At 54.2% G+C, this 16061-nt stretch carries 14 protein-coding genes; 6 read left to right on the forward strand and 8 right to left on the reverse strand.

Annotation, left to right across the window (positions count from 1 at the left end; all coding sequences use genetic code 11):
* Window positions 1-79 precede the first annotated feature (79 nt).
* The gene (locus CEK60_RS18000) at window positions 80-937 is read left to right on the forward strand and encodes a c-type cytochrome (RefSeq protein WP_089040968.1); all 858 of its coding nucleotides are present in this window, start codon (window positions 80-82) and stop codon (window positions 935-937) included.
* Between the two features lie 95 nt (window positions 938-1032).
* Here CEK60_RS18000 and rep read toward each other — a convergent pair whose 3' ends face one another.
* A complete protein-coding gene (rep, locus tag CEK60_RS18005) occupies window positions 1033-3102 on the reverse strand; it encodes a DNA helicase Rep (protein WP_089040157.1) in 2070 nt (689 codons plus the stop codon).
* Between the two features lie 96 nt (window positions 3103-3198).
* Between rep and CEK60_RS18010 the strand changes: the two genes are divergently transcribed.
* Window positions 3199-3675, forward strand: coding sequence for a tRNA (cytidine(34)-2'-O)-methyltransferase (locus tag CEK60_RS18010; RefSeq protein WP_089040158.1), 477 nt, complete (start codon window positions 3199-3201; stop codon window positions 3673-3675).
* A gap of 9 nt (window positions 3676-3684) precedes the next feature.
* Here CEK60_RS18010 and pyrE read toward each other — a convergent pair whose 3' ends face one another.
* Window positions 3685-4350: an orotate phosphoribosyltransferase gene (gene pyrE / locus CEK60_RS18015; protein WP_083007769.1), complete on the reverse strand. Its 666-nt coding sequence runs from the start codon at window positions 4348-4350 to the stop codon at window positions 3685-3687.
* Window positions 4351-4502: 152 nt separating this feature from the next.
* Here pyrE and CEK60_RS18020 point away from each other — a divergent pair, with 152 nt between their 5' ends.
* Window positions 4503-5270 carry an exodeoxyribonuclease III gene (locus tag CEK60_RS18020; RefSeq protein ID WP_089040159.1) on the forward strand — a complete coding sequence of 256 codons (768 nt, stop codon included), beginning with the start codon at window positions 4503-4505 and terminating at the stop codon, window positions 5268-5270.
* 99 nt (window positions 5271-5369) lie between these two features.
* Here CEK60_RS18020 and rph read toward each other — a convergent pair whose 3' ends face one another.
* From rph to CEK60_RS18050, 6 genes are all read right to left on the reverse strand, one after another.
* The gene (rph, locus tag CEK60_RS18025; protein WP_089040160.1) at window positions 5370-6107 is read right to left on the reverse strand and encodes a ribonuclease PH; all 738 of its coding nucleotides are present in this window, start codon (window positions 6105-6107) and stop codon (window positions 5370-5372) included.
* A gap of 81 nt (window positions 6108-6188) precedes the next feature.
* A complete protein-coding gene (locus CEK60_RS18030) occupies window positions 6189-7745 on the reverse strand; it encodes an FGGY family pentulose kinase (RefSeq protein ID WP_089040161.1) in 1557 nt (518 codons plus the stop codon).
* A 13-nt stretch (window positions 7746-7758) separates the two neighbouring features.
* On the reverse strand, window positions 7759-8751 hold the full coding sequence (locus tag CEK60_RS18035) for an ABC transporter permease (protein ID WP_089040162.1): 993 nt from the start codon (window positions 8749-8751) through the stop codon (window positions 7759-7761).
* Window positions 8748-9746, reverse strand: coding sequence for an ABC transporter permease (locus tag CEK60_RS18040; RefSeq protein ID WP_089040163.1), 999 nt, complete (start codon window positions 9744-9746; stop codon window positions 8748-8750). Before CEK60_RS18040 ends, CEK60_RS18035 begins: the two co-directional genes overlap by 4 nt.
* The gene (locus CEK60_RS18045; RefSeq protein WP_198361382.1) at window positions 9739-11226 is read right to left on the reverse strand and encodes a sugar ABC transporter ATP-binding protein; all 1488 of its coding nucleotides are present in this window, start codon (window positions 11224-11226) and stop codon (window positions 9739-9741) included. Before CEK60_RS18045 ends, CEK60_RS18040 begins: the two co-directional genes overlap by 8 nt.
* Before the next feature lie 76 nt (window positions 11227-11302).
* The gene (locus CEK60_RS18050) at window positions 11303-12286 is read right to left on the reverse strand and encodes a substrate-binding domain-containing protein (RefSeq protein WP_232471398.1); all 984 of its coding nucleotides are present in this window, start codon (window positions 12284-12286) and stop codon (window positions 11303-11305) included.
* A 309-nt stretch (window positions 12287-12595) separates the two neighbouring features.
* Here CEK60_RS18050 and CEK60_RS18055 point away from each other — a divergent pair, with 309 nt between their 5' ends.
* From CEK60_RS18055 to CEK60_RS18065, 3 genes are all read left to right on the forward strand, one after another.
* Window positions 12596-13612 carry a substrate-binding domain-containing protein gene (locus CEK60_RS18055; RefSeq protein ID WP_089040165.1) on the forward strand — a complete coding sequence of 339 codons (1017 nt, stop codon included), beginning with the start codon at window positions 12596-12598 and terminating at the stop codon, window positions 13610-13612.
* Window positions 13613-13706: 94 nt separating this feature from the next.
* Window positions 13707-14585 carry a YicC/YloC family endoribonuclease gene (locus CEK60_RS18060; protein ID WP_089040166.1) on the forward strand — a complete coding sequence of 293 codons (879 nt, stop codon included), beginning with the start codon at window positions 13707-13709 and terminating at the stop codon, window positions 14583-14585.
* A 236-nt stretch (window positions 14586-14821) separates the two neighbouring features.
* Window positions 14822-16045: a tyrosine-type recombinase/integrase gene (locus CEK60_RS18065; RefSeq protein WP_089040167.1), complete on the forward strand. Its 1224-nt coding sequence runs from the start codon at window positions 14822-14824 to the stop codon at window positions 16043-16045.
* The last annotated feature ends 16 nt before the right edge of the window (window positions 16046-16061 follow it).

Genomic DNA, 16061 nt, shown 5'->3' on the forward strand with positions numbered 1-16061 from the left:
CCGCAGGTTGATGATGTCGCTGCCGCGCGCAGGGGTTAAGCACAAAACGTTTTATGACAAAACTCAAGAGGTGGTGAGAGTGAAATCTAAGCTGATCATGAGCGGGCTGGCGGCCCTAGGCGTCATGGCAGGCACATCCGGTGCTTATGCCCAAGACGCAGCACGTGACGCAATCGCTGAGCGCCTAGCGCCGGTAGGTCAACTTTGCTTGCAAGGCCAAGACTGTGGTACCGCAGCAGCACCGGCCGCCGCTAGTGGCGGTGGTGAGATCGATGGCGAAGGTATTTACAACAATATCTGTATGGCGTGCCACGAAACCGGCGCTGCTGGCGCTCCGGTGCGTGCTGATGAAGCCGCATGGGCTGAACGTACTGAGCAAGGCTTTGCCACGTTATTAGAGCATGCCATCAACGGTATTGGTGCAATGCCTGCTCGAGGCGGCAACCCCAACCTTTCTGACGAAGAGATGGAAGCGGCGGTGGCTTACATGGTTGAGCCTGTCATGGACGTTCCCGAGCTAGGGGGCGGTGAAGAAGAAGCGGCTGCTGAAGTGACTGAAGAGGGCGCCAGCGACGACACGGCTGTGGCAGAGGATGCCGGTGAAGAGACAACTGACGCTGCAGCTAGTGAAGAAGAAGCAGCTAGCGAAGAAGCAGCAGTTGCCAGTGAAGACGAAGCTTCAAGTGGTGGCAGCGGTTTAGATGGTGAAGCGCTTTACGCCAGTGCTGGCTGTGTGGCTTGCCATGCTGCCGGTGTCGCTGGTGCGCCCAAGCTAGGTGATGCCGAAGCGTGGGGCCCGCGTATCGAGCAGGGTACCGATGCGCTCTATCAAAGTGTATTTAACGGCAAAGGCGTGATGCCGCCACGCGGTGGTAGCAGTGCCTCTGACGAAGAGATCATGGCCGTTGTCGATTACATGGTCTCAGCAGTGCAATAAACAGTTTTTGTAATAATGGCTGTTAAATTTATCCACAGGCGGGTTTTGAAACCCCCTGTGGATATTTTTTTGTGTTTTATTTTCTTAACTTGCCGCTAACTCAACAGAGAACGCAGCCCGGCAATCGCGTCTTGTCCGCGTGCCTGCTTTTTCTCGGGGTCTTCTTTATCGGCGCGTCCCTCCCACTCCAAATCATCAGCAGGCAGTTCGTCTAAAAAGCGGCTGGGCTGGCAGTCCATCAGTTCACCATACGCTTTACGCTGGCGGGCTAGCGTGAGTGTTAGCGTGCGTCTTGCCCGGGTGATGCCGACATAAGCCAAGCGGCGCTCTTCTTCTACCGTCTCCATTTCAATAGCGTTACGGTGGGGCAGCAAGTCTTCCTCTAAGCCCATCAAATACACATGGGGAAACTCCAGCCCTTTCGAGGCATGCATAGTGAGTAGTTGCACACGATCGGAGTCGTCTTCTTCGGCTTGTTGCTCGAGAATATCTCGCAGTACAAGGCGCGAAATAGCAGCTTCGACGCCATCGGTTTCCGTCGCAGTGGAATCATCTGCATCTTCGGGGTCGCGGTTTAGCGACTTTTCTAGCTGATCAATCAAAATCCATACGTTGGCCATGCGCCGTTCAGCGACGGTCGGGGCACTGGCGTTTTGGTACAGCCAGGCTTCGTAATCCATATCGCGCAGCATGTCGCGAATGGCCGCGATGGCATCGTCTTGATCCATGCGTTTGCGCACGCCATCAATAAAGTGCGTAAAGCGTGAAAGGCGCTCCACGGCCCGAGTCGGCAGCGTTTGCTCTAACCCCAGCTCGTGGCAGGCAGCAAACAGCGAAATAGAGCGTTCTGTTGCATAGTTGGCCAGCTTTTCCAGCGTGCCGGGGCCGATTTCACGGCGGGGCACGTTCACAATGCGTAAAAAGGCATTGTCATCGGCGGGATTAATTAACAGCCGCAGATAGGCCATGGTGTCCTTGATCTCGTTGCGAGAGAAAAACGACGTACCACCGGAAAGCTTGTAGGGAATTTGGTAATGCTGCAGCTTGAGCTCTAATAAACGTGCCTGAAAATTACCCCGATAGAGCACCGCAAAATCTCGCCATTCTGCCTTCTCTTTGATGCGCCGAGTCAGCATTTCGCTGGCTACCCGCTCGGACTCCGCCTCTTCATGGCGGTTGACGATGACCCGGATAGGCGCGCCATCGCCCATATCCGACCACAAGGTTTTATCGTAAACGTGCGGGTTATTGGCAATTAACGTGTTGGCCGCGCGCAAAATAGTGCCGGTCGAGCGGTAGTTCTGCTCCAGCTTAACCACTTTCAGGCGTGGGAAGTCTTCGCCAAGGGTCACTAGGTTTTCAGGCCGTGCCCCGCGCCACGCGTAGATCGACTGGTCGTCATCGCCGACCACGGTAAAGGTCGCCCGCTCGGCCATCAGCAGTTTCACCAACAGGTACTGGGAAACGTTAGTGTCCTGATACTCATCCACTAGCATGTAGTGGATTTTGTTCCGCCAGCGGGCCAGTGCCTCTGGGTCGCGTTGCAGGAGCACCACCGGCAGCAGAATCAGATCGTCGAAATCCACCGCGTTATAGGCTTTCAAGTGGCGTACATAAGCTTCATAAACCCGTGCGGCAAAGTGCTCGTCATCATCCGCGGCAAACGAAAGCGCATCACTGGGCAGCACTAAATCATTCTTCCACGTGGAAATTTTGGCTTGCACAGCGTTGATCTGCTCAGCGTCTACCTGAGCGTCTTTGTTCATCAAATCGCGCAGCAATGCTTTGGCATCTTCCGGGTCGAACAACGAAAAGCCCGGCTTGTAGCCCAGGGTTTTCAGCTCGCCGCGGATAATATTCAGGCCCAGATTGTGAAACGTCGATACCGTTAGCCCGTGGCCCTCTTTGCCCTTCAGCATTTGCCCAACGCGCTCTTTCATCTCCCGGGCGGCCTTATTGGTAAAGGTAACCGCCGCTATTTTGCGCGCGCTCATGCCGCACTCTTGCACCAGATAGGCAATTTTGGTGGTAATAACGCTGGTTTTACCAGACCCGGCGCCCGCCAAGACCAAGCAGGGGCCATCGATATAGCGCACCGCTTCCTGCTGGCGCGGGTTTAGCCCTTTAATGCGGCTAAGAATGCTCTTTGGCGGTTGGGGCGTCATGGTGAAGGGTGACCTCTACAAGTGTTTCTTGGCAAATTCCATTACAATCAGCGGCGCTGGACGAACGCACAATGAGTTAATAATAGGCAGGTGGTAATGTTTGAAGTAGCGCTATTTGAACCGCGTATGGCACCCAACACAGGTAACATTATGCGCCTGGTGGCTAACAATGGCTGCCGATTACATTTAATTGAACCGCTGGGCTTTGATCTCGAAGAGAAAAAGCTGCGGCGCGCCGGGCTGGATTACCGCGATCTCAACAATGTTACCCGCCATGCCGATTTTACGGCGTTTCAAGCGGCGATGCAGGGGCGCACACTATGGGCGATTACTACCAAAGGTAGCCGTGCTCACAGTGACGCGACTTTCGCCCCAGGCGACGTATTGCTGTTCGGTTCAGAAACCGCAGGGCTTTCACCCCAGGTACACGCTGCGCTGCCTGAAGAACAGAAGCTGCGCATCCCTATGCAGCCCAATAACCGTAGCTTGAATCTTTCCAATGCGGTAGCCATCGTTAGCTATGAAGCGTGGCGCCAGCAAGGCTATGCTGGCGCATTAGGCAGTGAGCGATAGATGCAGTGACTAGCCCGTGATGCCGTAGCGGTCGCGATAAGCGCGCACGGCCTCGGCGTAAGCCAGCATTTCGCCTCCAGCATGCTCTTCAAGGTAAGTAAGCACTTGCTCTAAGGTGACAATACTGACAACCGGCATGCCGTACTGAGCCTGCACTTCCTGGATAGCGCTTTGCTCGCCCTGACCGCGCTCTTGACGGTCAAGTGCAATAATCACGCCGCCCGCGCGGGCACCGCTTTGCTCAATCAGGCTCATCACTTCACGGATAGCCGTACCGGCCGTAATCACGTCATCAATGATCAAAATATCGCCGGCCAGTGGCGCGCCGACAATATTGCCGCCTTCGCCGTGGGTTTTGGCTTCTTTACGATTAAACGCGTAGGGCATATCGCGGTCGTGATGGTCGGCTAAGGCCGCGGCGGTGACCGCTGCCAAGGGAATGCCTTTATAGGCTGGGCCAAACAGCACATCCGCCTGCAGGCCGCTATCGACAATCGCTTGGGCGTAAAATCGGCCTAGCTTGGCCAAGGCACGGCCGGTTTGAAACAGGCCAGCATTAAAAAAGTAAGGGCTTACTCGCCCCGACTTAAGCGTGAACTCGCCAAACTTGAGCACGCCCTGCTCAATAGCGAAGGCAATGAAATCGCGCTGATAGGGTTGTAGAGTGGTGGCCACGGTGGTTTTCTCTTGTCGATAGGAATGAAAGTAATAGGAATCTAAGTAAACGCAACAATAAAACGGGGTTAAATAGCAAGATTTGGTTTGTCTATTTACCCAAACGTCTAAACGTCGGGTATCATACAGCAGCGACGCAAAAGGGACGATTTATGAAAATTGCCAGCATCAATGTCAATGGTATACGTGATGCCGTCGACCGTGGCTTCCTGGACTGGCTGGCTCAGCAGGATGCCGACGTGATCTGCGTGCAGAACATCAAGGCAAAAAGTTTTGAACTGGACGACTATATTCTCTATCCGGAAGGCTACGAAGGCTACTTTCTGGATGCGGAAGAAGATGGTTTCTCCGGTGTGGCACTTTATTGCCGCAAAATTCCCAAGGCGATTATGTACGGTCTTGGGTTCCCTCAGTGTGATCACGAAGGGCGCTTTCTGCAGGCGGATTATGACCGCTTCAGCATCGCTACCTTCTTGATGCCTGATGGAAGTGATCAAAAAGCCAAACAGGCGTTTATGGAGCAGTATCAAGAGTACCTGACGAAGATGTCGCGCAAACGCCGCGAATACATCATCTGCGGTACCTGGCACGTTGCCCATAAAACCATTGATTTGGCCAACTGGTCGGACAATCAGCTTACCTCTGGTTTCCGCCCTGAAGAGCGTGCCTGGATGGATCAGGTACTTGGCCCAACCGGCTTTATCGACACCTTCCGCGAAATTAATCGCGACGCTGGTGAATATACCTGGTGGCCAAAGCTCGACCAAGACGTGCCCCGTGAGCGCCAAGAAGGCTGGCGGATCGACTACCAGCTGGTCGGCCCCAACTTCCGTCGCCATGTGGTCGACGCGTGGATTGATTACGATGCGACCTTCTCTGAGTTCGCACCGCTGATCGTTGAGTATGACTTAGCGCTGTAAGCGCTCACTTTCCCGCGTCGCGTTACCCGTCTCAGCAACAGGCCAGCTTAAAAGCTGGCCTGTTTGCGTAAGCGCATAAGCTATTCGCCAAGTAACGCCTTAGCCGCGAATACCCAGTGCTTCGCGCTGTTTTTCGCGTAGCTCGGAGCCCGCTTTCTCCGCCAGATCAAGCATCGCATTCAGCTCGGCACGGTTAAACGCCCCCGCCTCTGCAGTACCTTGGACTTCAATCAGCTCGCCGCTCTCAGTCATCACCACGTTCAGGTCTGTGTCAGCTTTGCTATCTTCCGGATAATCCAGATCTAATACCGGTACGCCTTTATAAATACCCACCGAAATCGCGCTAACCAGCTGTTTAAAGGGGTCACCTTTAATTTTCTTCTCGCGCTGTAGGTAGCGAATGGCATCCACCAGCGCCACGCAGCCACCGGTAATCGACGCGGTACGAGTGCCACCGTCGGCCTGGATCACATCGCAATCCACGGTAATGGTGAATTCGCCCAACTTCTTCAAGTTCACTGACGCGCGCAGGCTACGGCCTATCAAACGCTGAATTTCCAGCGTCCGACCACCCTGTTTACCACGCGTCGCTTCACGGCCACTGCGAGTGTGAGTGGCACGGGGCAGCATGCCGTACTCAGCGGTGATCCAACCCTGATTTTTACCACGCAGCCAGCGCGGTACGCCTGCTTCTACGCTCGCATTACACAGCACCTTGGTATCGCCAAACTCCACCAGTACCGAACCTTCTGCATGGCGAGTGTAATCGCGGGTTATGCGAATTTCACGAAGCTGGTCGGCTTCACGACCGCTAGGGCGAACAACATCAGGACGCATAGCACCTCACATCAATTTAACAGTGGGAAAGCCCACTATTGTACACGTCTGTGAGTACGCTGATTCGATTAACGTCTAGCGTTAGTCGAGACGTCCGGCGTATAGCTTCTTGAAAGCGGCATAACGCGACGTGTGCAGCTCGTGCATTGCTATATCAGGCTCTAATACGTGTTCACCTGGGGTGAGGCCATTGGCAACGCTAAGAACCTCACCATTGGCCTGGGCAGCCAGGGCCGCCACGGCTACCCCAAGGAGTACGGGTTCCGGCGCATCCGCGAGTACAACCCGACAACCGGTACCGTCGGCATAGAGCTTGCGCAGCAGTGGTGAACGTCCATGACCACCGCTGAGGTGCAGGGTATCGATGGCATAACCATGGGCATTCATACGTTCTATGATGGCGCGGGTGCCGTAAACCAGTGAGGTGGCTGCCGCCCAATAGACCTTGATGAAGCTCTCGCGAGGCGTATCAAGGGTCAAACCAGTGATGGTGCCGCGAATGTCTGGATCCGCCAAGGGCGAGCGGTTGCCAATAAAGTCAGGGCAAACATGGGTATCAGGAGCTGGGTCGCCGGATGCCAAGCGCTCGAGCAGCGTTGCCGATAACGCGCCGTGAAGGTCGTCGCCAAATTCGCTGCTGGCTGAAAATAGTGCTGCGAGGTGATCCAGAAGAGCACCGGTAATGCTTTGCCCCCCTTCGTTGGCGACAAAACCATCGCATAGCGCCCCCGGATAGGGACCCCACACACCGGGTACCTCGCGGCGTTCGGGCAGGGCGCCGATATGACAGGTGGAGGTGCCGCCAATCACGGCAAGGCGGCGTTCGGGAGCATCCGTGAGGCTTCTACCTAGTGTGCCAAGCGCACCGGCATAGGCATCAATCATGCCCACTGCGAAGGTACATCGAGTCGTTAGCCCCAAGTCATTGGCGGCTTCTTCGGTCAACTGCCCAAGTGCTACGCCCACCGGAAGGGCTTGTTCAGGCAGGCGGGCGCACTCGATTACATCCTGCATATCAATCTGTTTTAGAAAGTCGTGGTCCCAGCCATGGCCAGGGCGAGGGTCAAACGTCCACTTGCAGGAGAGCATGCAGACCGAGCGCTCAACAGAACCGGTGCACTTAAAGCCAAGCCAGTCGCCTAGATCACCCGCGTAGCCAATCTGGGCGTAAAGCTTGGGCCGGTGCCGCTTCAACCACATGAGCTTAGGCATCTGCATCTCGGGAGACATGACGCCACCCAGGTTACGTAGCGGCGCTGCGTGGGTAGCCGTGCACTCAGCGGCTTCTGCGGTGGCTCGGTGATCCATCCATACAATGATATTCCATGCTTCATCACCTGGAGAGAGCGCTAGCGGCTTATCCTGCTTATCAAGGAGCACCAACGAGCAGGTGGCGCTTACTGACATACTGGTGATGGAATCGGACGTCACACCGGCTGACTCGCGGGCGCGCTGGGTTGCACTGCATACCGCGCGCCAGATATCCGTTGAGCTCTGCTCCACGTGATGATCGGCAGGGCGATGCATTGCAATCGATGTTTTTGCTTCGGCTAGCATCACACCATCCGAGGTGAAAATGCCCGCCCGGGCGCTGCCAGTACCAATATCGATGCCTAGAACGTGTTCTTGATGACTCATGGGAAAACCTTACTCAAGACTGTTTGATAAATGGCATACGCAGTGCCATTACAATAATTAGAAAAGCCCCCCATACCGCGGTGGCCAGATGCTGGCTGGCACCCATCAGGTTCATTCCCGAGGCGATTACCTGCAGGCTCATCAAGCCCAACACCAGTGGCAGTACGCGGCCAAAACCGCCAAAGGGGTTCGCCCCAGCCAGGAAACAGGCCAGCACCGTAATCAGTAGGTAACTCTCGCCATGGCCGACACGTACAGAGTTAAAGCGGGCGAGCATCACCATGCCTGCTAACCCTGCCAGAATGCCGGAAATCGTGTAGACGGTGATCAGCACACGCTTGACGTTAATGCCTGAGTACTCCGTCGCGCGAGGGTTGGAGCCCAGCATATAAATTGAAAAGCCAGTGCGGGTGAAATGCATGATGTAGATCAATCCTGCGGCAGCGGCGAGAAAGATCAGCATGGGGATGGGGATGCCTAAAAAGCTGCCGCTGCCGATGGTTTGAAATACCTCCGGCATGCCTGAAATACCGCCACCGCGGGTTAAAAATTCACCTACCCCTTGGAGAAAAATCATCGCGCCTAGCGAGACTAAAATAGGATGCGCGCCAACATAGGCAACGATAACGCCAATCAAAAAGCCTGCTGCCGCGCCAACGGCAAGCCCGGCAATAACCGCCATGGGAACGCTTAGTATGCCCATGCCCGCCAGTAACCCCTGTACCAGCCAGGCAGTCATCAATCCTGCGATATTGGCGGTAAAGGTCACCGAGAGGTTCAGGCCGCCAGAAATAATTGGCAGTAGCATTGCCAGTGAGAGTAGCCCCAACTCCGGTAACTGCATCGACATCGAGCCAAAATTGGTGGCGGTCAGAAAGCCCGGTGCCAGTAGCGAGAAGAGCCCAATACTGCCGATGAGCAGAGCCGTCATGGCGATGACCTCGATGGTATCGCCTCCCAGGCGGAGCCCGGCCGTGGAGTGTTGCTTATTCAGGCGCTTATTCATACGTTCCTCGCCTTGGTAGTGCGGGGCAACAGGTTGCCAAGGTTGCTGGTGGTGATAGCAATCAAGATGATCAGCCCGACAATCATGCGGAAGGCATAGGGAGTGACACCCAGCAGGTTTAAGCCGTTTTGGACAACGGCGAGAAGCAGTACCCCGAGTACGGCACCGAGCACTGAGCCGCGCCCGCCACCCAGGGTCGCGCCGCCAAGTACGACCGCCGCTAGAATCGGTAACTCCTGGCCGATCAAGGCGTTGGGCACAACCTCTTGTACGATATGCGCTTGCATCAGCCCCGCCATTCCCGCGCATAGCCCCAGCCAGCCGTAGGCAAAGGCATGAATTTTCCAGGCGCTAACGCCAGAGCGGCGAGCTGACTCGGGACTTGAACCGAAACCGTAGAGAGCACGCCCAAAACCGGTACGGGCCAGCATGAACCAAGTAAAGATCACCATCACCACCATCACCGCTGCAGGTAAGTAGAGCGTGGCTGATCCGCGTTCGGCAGGTAGGTCAAGCAGCGGAACGGAGTAGTAGAGCCAATCGGGAATATCGTAGATGGAGACTCCGCTGGTGAAGTACATCAAAAGGCCGAAAAACAGGTTAAATGTGCCGATGGTGACGATGATCGACACGATTCGGAAGCGATGGATTAGCAGCGCATTGAAGAGTCCCAGCAGCATGCCAACCAACATCGAAAGTAGGATGCCAAGTAACCAGTTACCCCCATCCAGGTAATTCATCAGCAGTGACAACACTACGTACTGAACCACGGATGCTGCCACTGCGAAGGAAATATCTATCCCTCCCGCAATCAGAACGACGACCAAGCCCACTGCAAAGATGATATTGACCGACTGATTGTTAAGCAGGTCGAATAGGTTCTGAAAGCTGAGAAAGCTGTCGGTGGCTAGTGCCAACACCACGCACAGCAACATGAGAATACAAAAGAGCGTCCCTTCTGTGCCGAGCCTTCTGTTGAGCAGTCGTTTATGCATTGATGATCGCCTCCAGCGCTTCTTCCGTGGTCTCCGCAGGTATGACCTCGGAGTAGATACGCCCCTCGCGCAGTACAAGCGCCCGGTCAGCGTTCATCCAGATTTCCCCCGCCTCATCTGAAATCAGAATGATGGCCATGCCCTGATCGGCAAGATCCCTAATGATGTCGAAAATACCGGCTTTAGCGCCGACATCGACGCCGATAGTGGGACAATCAAGAATGAGAACGTCGGGTTCAGTGGCCAGCCATTTAGCAAGCGCGATACGTTGTTGGTTACCACCGGATAGTGAAGAGACTGCAAGCTCGGCGTCACTCACCTTGGTTTTAAGCTGTTCGATCCAGTGAGCGGTCAGCGCCTTGATGCGTTGAGGGGAAAGAAAAAAGCGCGGTTTTTCCAGACTTGGTAGTACGGTCACTGCGGTGTTCATAGTGATGGACTGATTTTGCACCAAGCCAAGATTGAGTCGATCTTCAGAGAGATAGGCAATTCGATGGCGTACGGCATCGCGGTTGGAGTGTAGCGTCAGCGGCTGCCCCTCTTTTAGCAATTGCCCTGAAGTGGGTTGTGTCATCCCGAAAATTGTATGGGCTATTTCGGTACGTCCTGCACCCAGCAAACCCGTCAGGCCGAGAATTTCACCGCGATGCAGGGTGAAAGAGATGCTTTCAAACTCCCCTTCACGACTTAAGTTTTTAAGCTCCAGTACCGGGGCGCCTTTGTGTGTTTCAGCACGAGGGGTCTGTTCAAGTTCAAGCCCGGTCATCAAGGTTGAAAGTCGTGCTTGGGTCATTCCTTCGGTGGGGTAGGTGCCGACCAGCTCCCCGTTGCGGAGCACGGTGACGCGTTGGCACACCTCCAGCACTTCCACCAGCCGGTGGCTGACCAACACAATGGAAATGCCTTTCGCAGCCAGTGAGCGGGTAATGCCCAGCAGTGTCTGCACCTCTTTATAGGTAAGCGAGGCGGTGGGCTCATCCATAAAAATGATACTGGCCCCAGCACGCAACACGCGACAAATCGCCACCAGTTGACGATGGGCAATCGAAAGGTCTTCAACACGAGCCATGGGATCCAGATCGAGGCCAAACTGCTGAATGATCTCGCGGGATTGGGTCAGTGCAGCTTTATAGGAAATAGGCCGCCAAGGCTTAGCAACATAATCATCAAAGACGATATTTTCAGCGACGGTCAGGTGCGGAAACAGCGCAAGGTCTTGCCAGATAACATGAATACCCCGGCTGCGTGCCTCTTTCGGACTAATGGCAGAGAGGGTTTCATCGCCAAATGTGAACTCTATGCCGGGTTCAGGCTTGTAAACACCGTTGATAATTTTAATGAGCGTACTTTTGCCACAACCGTTTTCACCCGCTAGGCAAAGCACCTCACCCCGGCGAAGTTCGAATTCGACATCGTCGAGGACTCGGCTTTGTCCGAAAACTTTGCTGACGTGGCGCGCTCGAATCGCGATATCGCCCATTGGAGGCTCCTTTCTTAACATCACTGCCGCGCTCTTCAGGAGCGCGGCAGTCTCTACACGACCAAGCAGGGCGGTTTTACAGGCCGAGTTCTGCCAACTCATCTACGCTATCTTTGCTCAGCTTGAGTGGCTGTGAGGCAAAGATGGTTTTGCCATCCAGGGTAACTTCATCCAGTACCGGCAAGTTGGCACCATCGGTAATCTCTTCGCCGTTATAGAGCATCTCGCCCAGGGCAACGAATGCTTTGCCTGCCTCCAAAGGACTCCACTGGAAACCACCAGTAATCACGCCTTCATGCACTAAGCGACGGCCCTGACCCGGAGAGAAAAGGCCCATGACGGCTACGTCCCCTTCCAGGCCACGCTCTTTCACGGCCCGCGCCGCGCCGATGGTTCCCTGGCTGCCAAACGACATGATACCGGCCAAGTCTTCGTGGGCACGCAGTAAGTCCAGGGTGGTGTTACGGCTATCGTCGACGCTTTCGGCAACGCCGAAACGATCAGCGGCTTGGGTCAAGCCCGAGCAGTTATCATCAAGCCAGTTCACGGCTGCATCGGCCCAGGCGTTGTGAGCGGGCACGCTGAGGCCGCCGACGTAAACGGCATAAGAGCCTTCGCAGCCGGTAGTGTCAGCCAATAGCTTGGCGTGCTCTTCACCTAACTGCTGCGCTGAAATCATTTCAAAGTCGTAGTCGATGTTGATCGATTCAGGGCTTTCATGGGTCAGGACGATAATTCCCTGATCACGTGCCCGTTCCAATACCGGCTCAAGAACCTCACGATCATTTGGGACAACACCGATGACATCAACGCCACGGCTGATTAGATCTTCTATTGCGCGTACCTGCAGGGCGGGGTCAGCACTGGTGGGACCCACCATATAGGCTTCTACGCCAAGCTCTTCACCCATTTGTTCAATGCCCATTTCCATAGCATTGAACCAAGGGATGCCACCGACCTTGGCGACCACGGCAATTGTAGGAGACTCCTGAGCCATTGCGCCGGTGCTGCCGATAATGCCTGTTAGCGTAGCTGCGGTAAGAAGTGCTTTGTATTTCATTGTGATTTCCTGCTTGCTGTTGGCTGACCCAATCAGTGGAATAGAGTGCATTGAAGCGCTTTAATAATGCTGCTGTACGTTGCGCCATGGTCAAATGAAATGGCGCAGGCTCTTCATAGCGTCACAATACATAGGGATTTAATGCATAAAAACGTTACACAGTGCTGGATACGTTGAGTGGTACCTAAGCGATGCGTCATCGCTATTGTCATTTAATCGAGAATGCACAATCGGTTGTGCATGGAGTAGGATTGATCTAATGCATCATCACGTCAATGCTACTTTTATCTAATTGCAAGGAGCTGCCACGTGGTTAGCAATTCTTCATCCAAGCGGCTGACTATTTACGACCTGGCGAGGTTGGCAGAAACATCGCCCAGTACCGTCAGTGCCGTGCTCAACGGCACATGGCAGCGCCGTCGTATCAGTAAGAAGCTTGCCAGCAAAATTCTTTCGCTAGCCCAGTCGGAGGGCTATTCGGCCAACATGCAGGCCCGTGCCTTGCGGCGCGAGCGCTCAGGTATCATTGGCATGATTCTGCCGCTGTACGACAACCGCTATTTCAGTTCGATAGCCCAACACTTCGAATCGGAAGCGCGTCGGCGGGGGCTGTTTGCGATTGTTTCGTGTACGAATCGAGATCCCCAGCAAGAGTGTGAAGCTGCCCGTATGATGCTTGCTTACCGTGTCGAGTGCCTGGTATGCACCGGGGCAACGGATCCAGATACGATTGCACGGATGTGTGCCGAGAGCGGCGTGCAAAGCATTAATCTCGACCTTCCTGGTAGTAAAGCACCATCGGTGATTTCCAATAACCGTGAGGGCGCGCGACAGCTTACCCATGCCATCCTCAACCGCCTTGCCAAAGAGAAGCGCAGTGATGACCCTGTGCTATTTATTGGCGGTCGTGATGAGGATCACAATACCCGCGAGCGTATTGCCGGCTTCAAGCAAGCCAGAGCGGAAATGGGGCTGGCGACGGCGGAAGAGAATATCCTCCCCTGCGATTATGCTGCCGATAAGTCCCAGGCTGCGCTGGAAACATACATGCGTAATTGTTCTACTCTGCCCAGTGCTATGTTCGTCAACTCGACGATTTCTCTTGAGGGCGTCGTTCGTGGGTTGCAGCTAAATGGCTATTATCTAGATGACATCATTTTTGGATGTTTTGACTGGGATCCGCTTGCCGCTGCGTTTCATCCGCGCTTGATGATGGTTCGGCAAAATGTAATTGAGATGATTGACTGCGTCTTCGAACTGATTGATACCCCGCCGCAGGACCCCAGTCTGCTCATAGAGGTTCAGCCAGAAATAATAGGTGTTTGATGCGCGCTCTCGCACAGCATTTACTTAATCAAATGAATAGGCTAGTCATTTAGGGCGAAGCTTTATACACCATTATTCACTACCAGGATGAAACATGGCCATTTCCAGCCACGTACACAGCATGACCGCCTTTGCCCGCACCGAGCAGGCCGCCCCGTTTGGCACCCTGCAGGTAGAAATCCGCTCGGTGAATCAGCGCTATCTGGAACCGCACTTTCGGCTGCCCGACGCTCTACGCGAGCTAGAACCAGTGCTGCGCGATGCCTTACGCACGCGCCTAGCGCGGGGCAAAGTAGAGTGCAGTCTGCGTTTTGAAGCCGCCGAAGCCAACCAAGCCCCTGCGGTTAACGCCCAGCGCTTAAAAGAAATAGCCGATGCCCTGGCCGCCATTCAGCAACAGGTGCCCAGTGCCGTGCCGCCCACCACGCTGGCATTGCTTAACCAACCCGGCGTTATGGAAACCCAGCACCTCGATCAAGACGTCATTAAAGCCGCCGCCAAAAACCTGTTTGACCAGGCGCTAGACGAGTTGATCGACGCCCGCGCCCGGGAAGGCGAAAAACTCGCTGAGATGATCACCACTCGCCTAACGGCTGTCAGTGAACAAGTCGCCACTGTGCGCAGCTTGCTGCCGCAAATTTTAGAGCGCCAGCGCGCCCAACTACTGGAACGCTTAGAAGTCGCCAAAACCGAACTTGATCCCCAACGGCTGGAAGCCGAGCTAGTACTGGTGGCACAAAAAGCCGACGTGGATGAAGAGCTAGACCGCCTCACCGCACATATAGCAGAAGTGTGCCACCAGCTCGCCCAAAAAGGCCCCAAAGGCCGTCGGTTAGACTTTCTAATGCAGGAACTTAACCGCGAAGCCAACACGCTGTCGTCAAAATCCGTAGTGGCGGAGACGACACGATGTGCAGTGGAGTTGAAGGTGCTGATTGAGCAGATGCGGGAGCAGATTCAGAATATTGAGTAATGTCTACAATTGTCTATGTTAATATATAAAGTATTGTTTTTTAATTATTAATTATCAGGCGTTGTCTACGCTTGTCTACCATGTTCCAGCCTAAGCCACCGCTAAGTGGGTAGTAAAGTGGGTAGTAAAGTGCCATGCTACCCACCATTGAGGCAGAGTTACGTGCAAATACTACCCAATTTTGGCACAAGTTATTGAACCTGCTTTAAAAATTGAAACGTTAGCGGAGGGGGAGGATGGGAAGCTTTACTGCCAAGAAAATCCAATCATTGATCAGAGAAGCCAAGCCAGGGCGCTATGGTGATGGCAATGGCTTGTATTTGATGATTCCTAAGGCAGGAGCTGCCTACTGGATGTGCCGCTATACCTTTGCGGGTAAACGCCGTGGTATGACGCTGGGTAAGTACGCCCAGCTATCTCTGGCTGAAGCCCGTGAACAAGTGGTTGAGACTCAGAAGGCGATTCGTAACGGTACAGATCCTCTTACAGAGCGTAGGCGTGATGAGCAAATAGCGATCAACACTGTGCAGGATCTATTCGACGACTGGCATCAAGACTTAGAGAAGCGCCTTAAGCATCCCAACATCCCGAAGCGAGTATTTGAAAGGGATATTGCTCCCGCTATCGGTTCACTAACGCTGGATAGCGTTACACCTATGGATGTACGTGCCATCGTCAGAAAGGTGACCAGCAGCGGTCGGCCAACCATTGCAAATGATGCCTTGATGTATTTGAAGCAGCTATTTAACCACGGCATCAAGCTAGGGTTGATTACCTATAACCCTGCCTCAGCTTTTAACGTCAACGATGCGGGTGGGGTCGAGAAAAGCAGGGACAGAGCACTAAGCACTGATGAACTCAGTAAAGCTTTTGCTGTGTTCAGAGAGAACCGTACTAGCTTTACACGTGATAACTACCTTGCTTGCGCACTGCTGGTCGTTTTAGGAGTACGCAAAACAGAGCTTACAGAGGCTAAGTGGTCAGAGTTCGACCTCAAGGATGCGAAATGGGGTTTACCGGGCGAACGTAGCAAATCTGGGGTTGGGATTGAGATACCTCTCCCTTCACAAGCTATCGTTTGGCTGGAGGAACTGAAGGTGCGTGCTTGTGGCTCGCCTTATGTGTTTCCTAGCCGCCGTAGCAGTAAGCAGCCCCATATGGGCAAGGACACACTGAATCGAGCTATCGCCAAGCTATTCGGTAAGGAACCAGGCAAGAAGCAGCAGCCCGAGAACAAAATGGGCGATATTGGCGAGTTTACCGTGCATGACCTGCGGCGTACTTGTCGGAGCTTATTAGCTGAGCTGGGAGTGCCTGGCCACGTTGCAGAGCGCTGCTTGAACCATAAGCTAAAAGGTGTGGAGGGGATTTATGACCGGTACGATTATTATGGAGAGCGTAAGCAGGCTTTGAACAAGGTGGCAGAGCTGGTTACATCCAGCATTGATAACGATAAATAAATCGCCAATATGCGGC

This window comes from Halomonas sp. N3-2A (assembly GCF_002216165.1).
Lineage (GTDB): Bacteria > Pseudomonadota > Gammaproteobacteria > Pseudomonadales > Halomonadaceae > Vreelandella.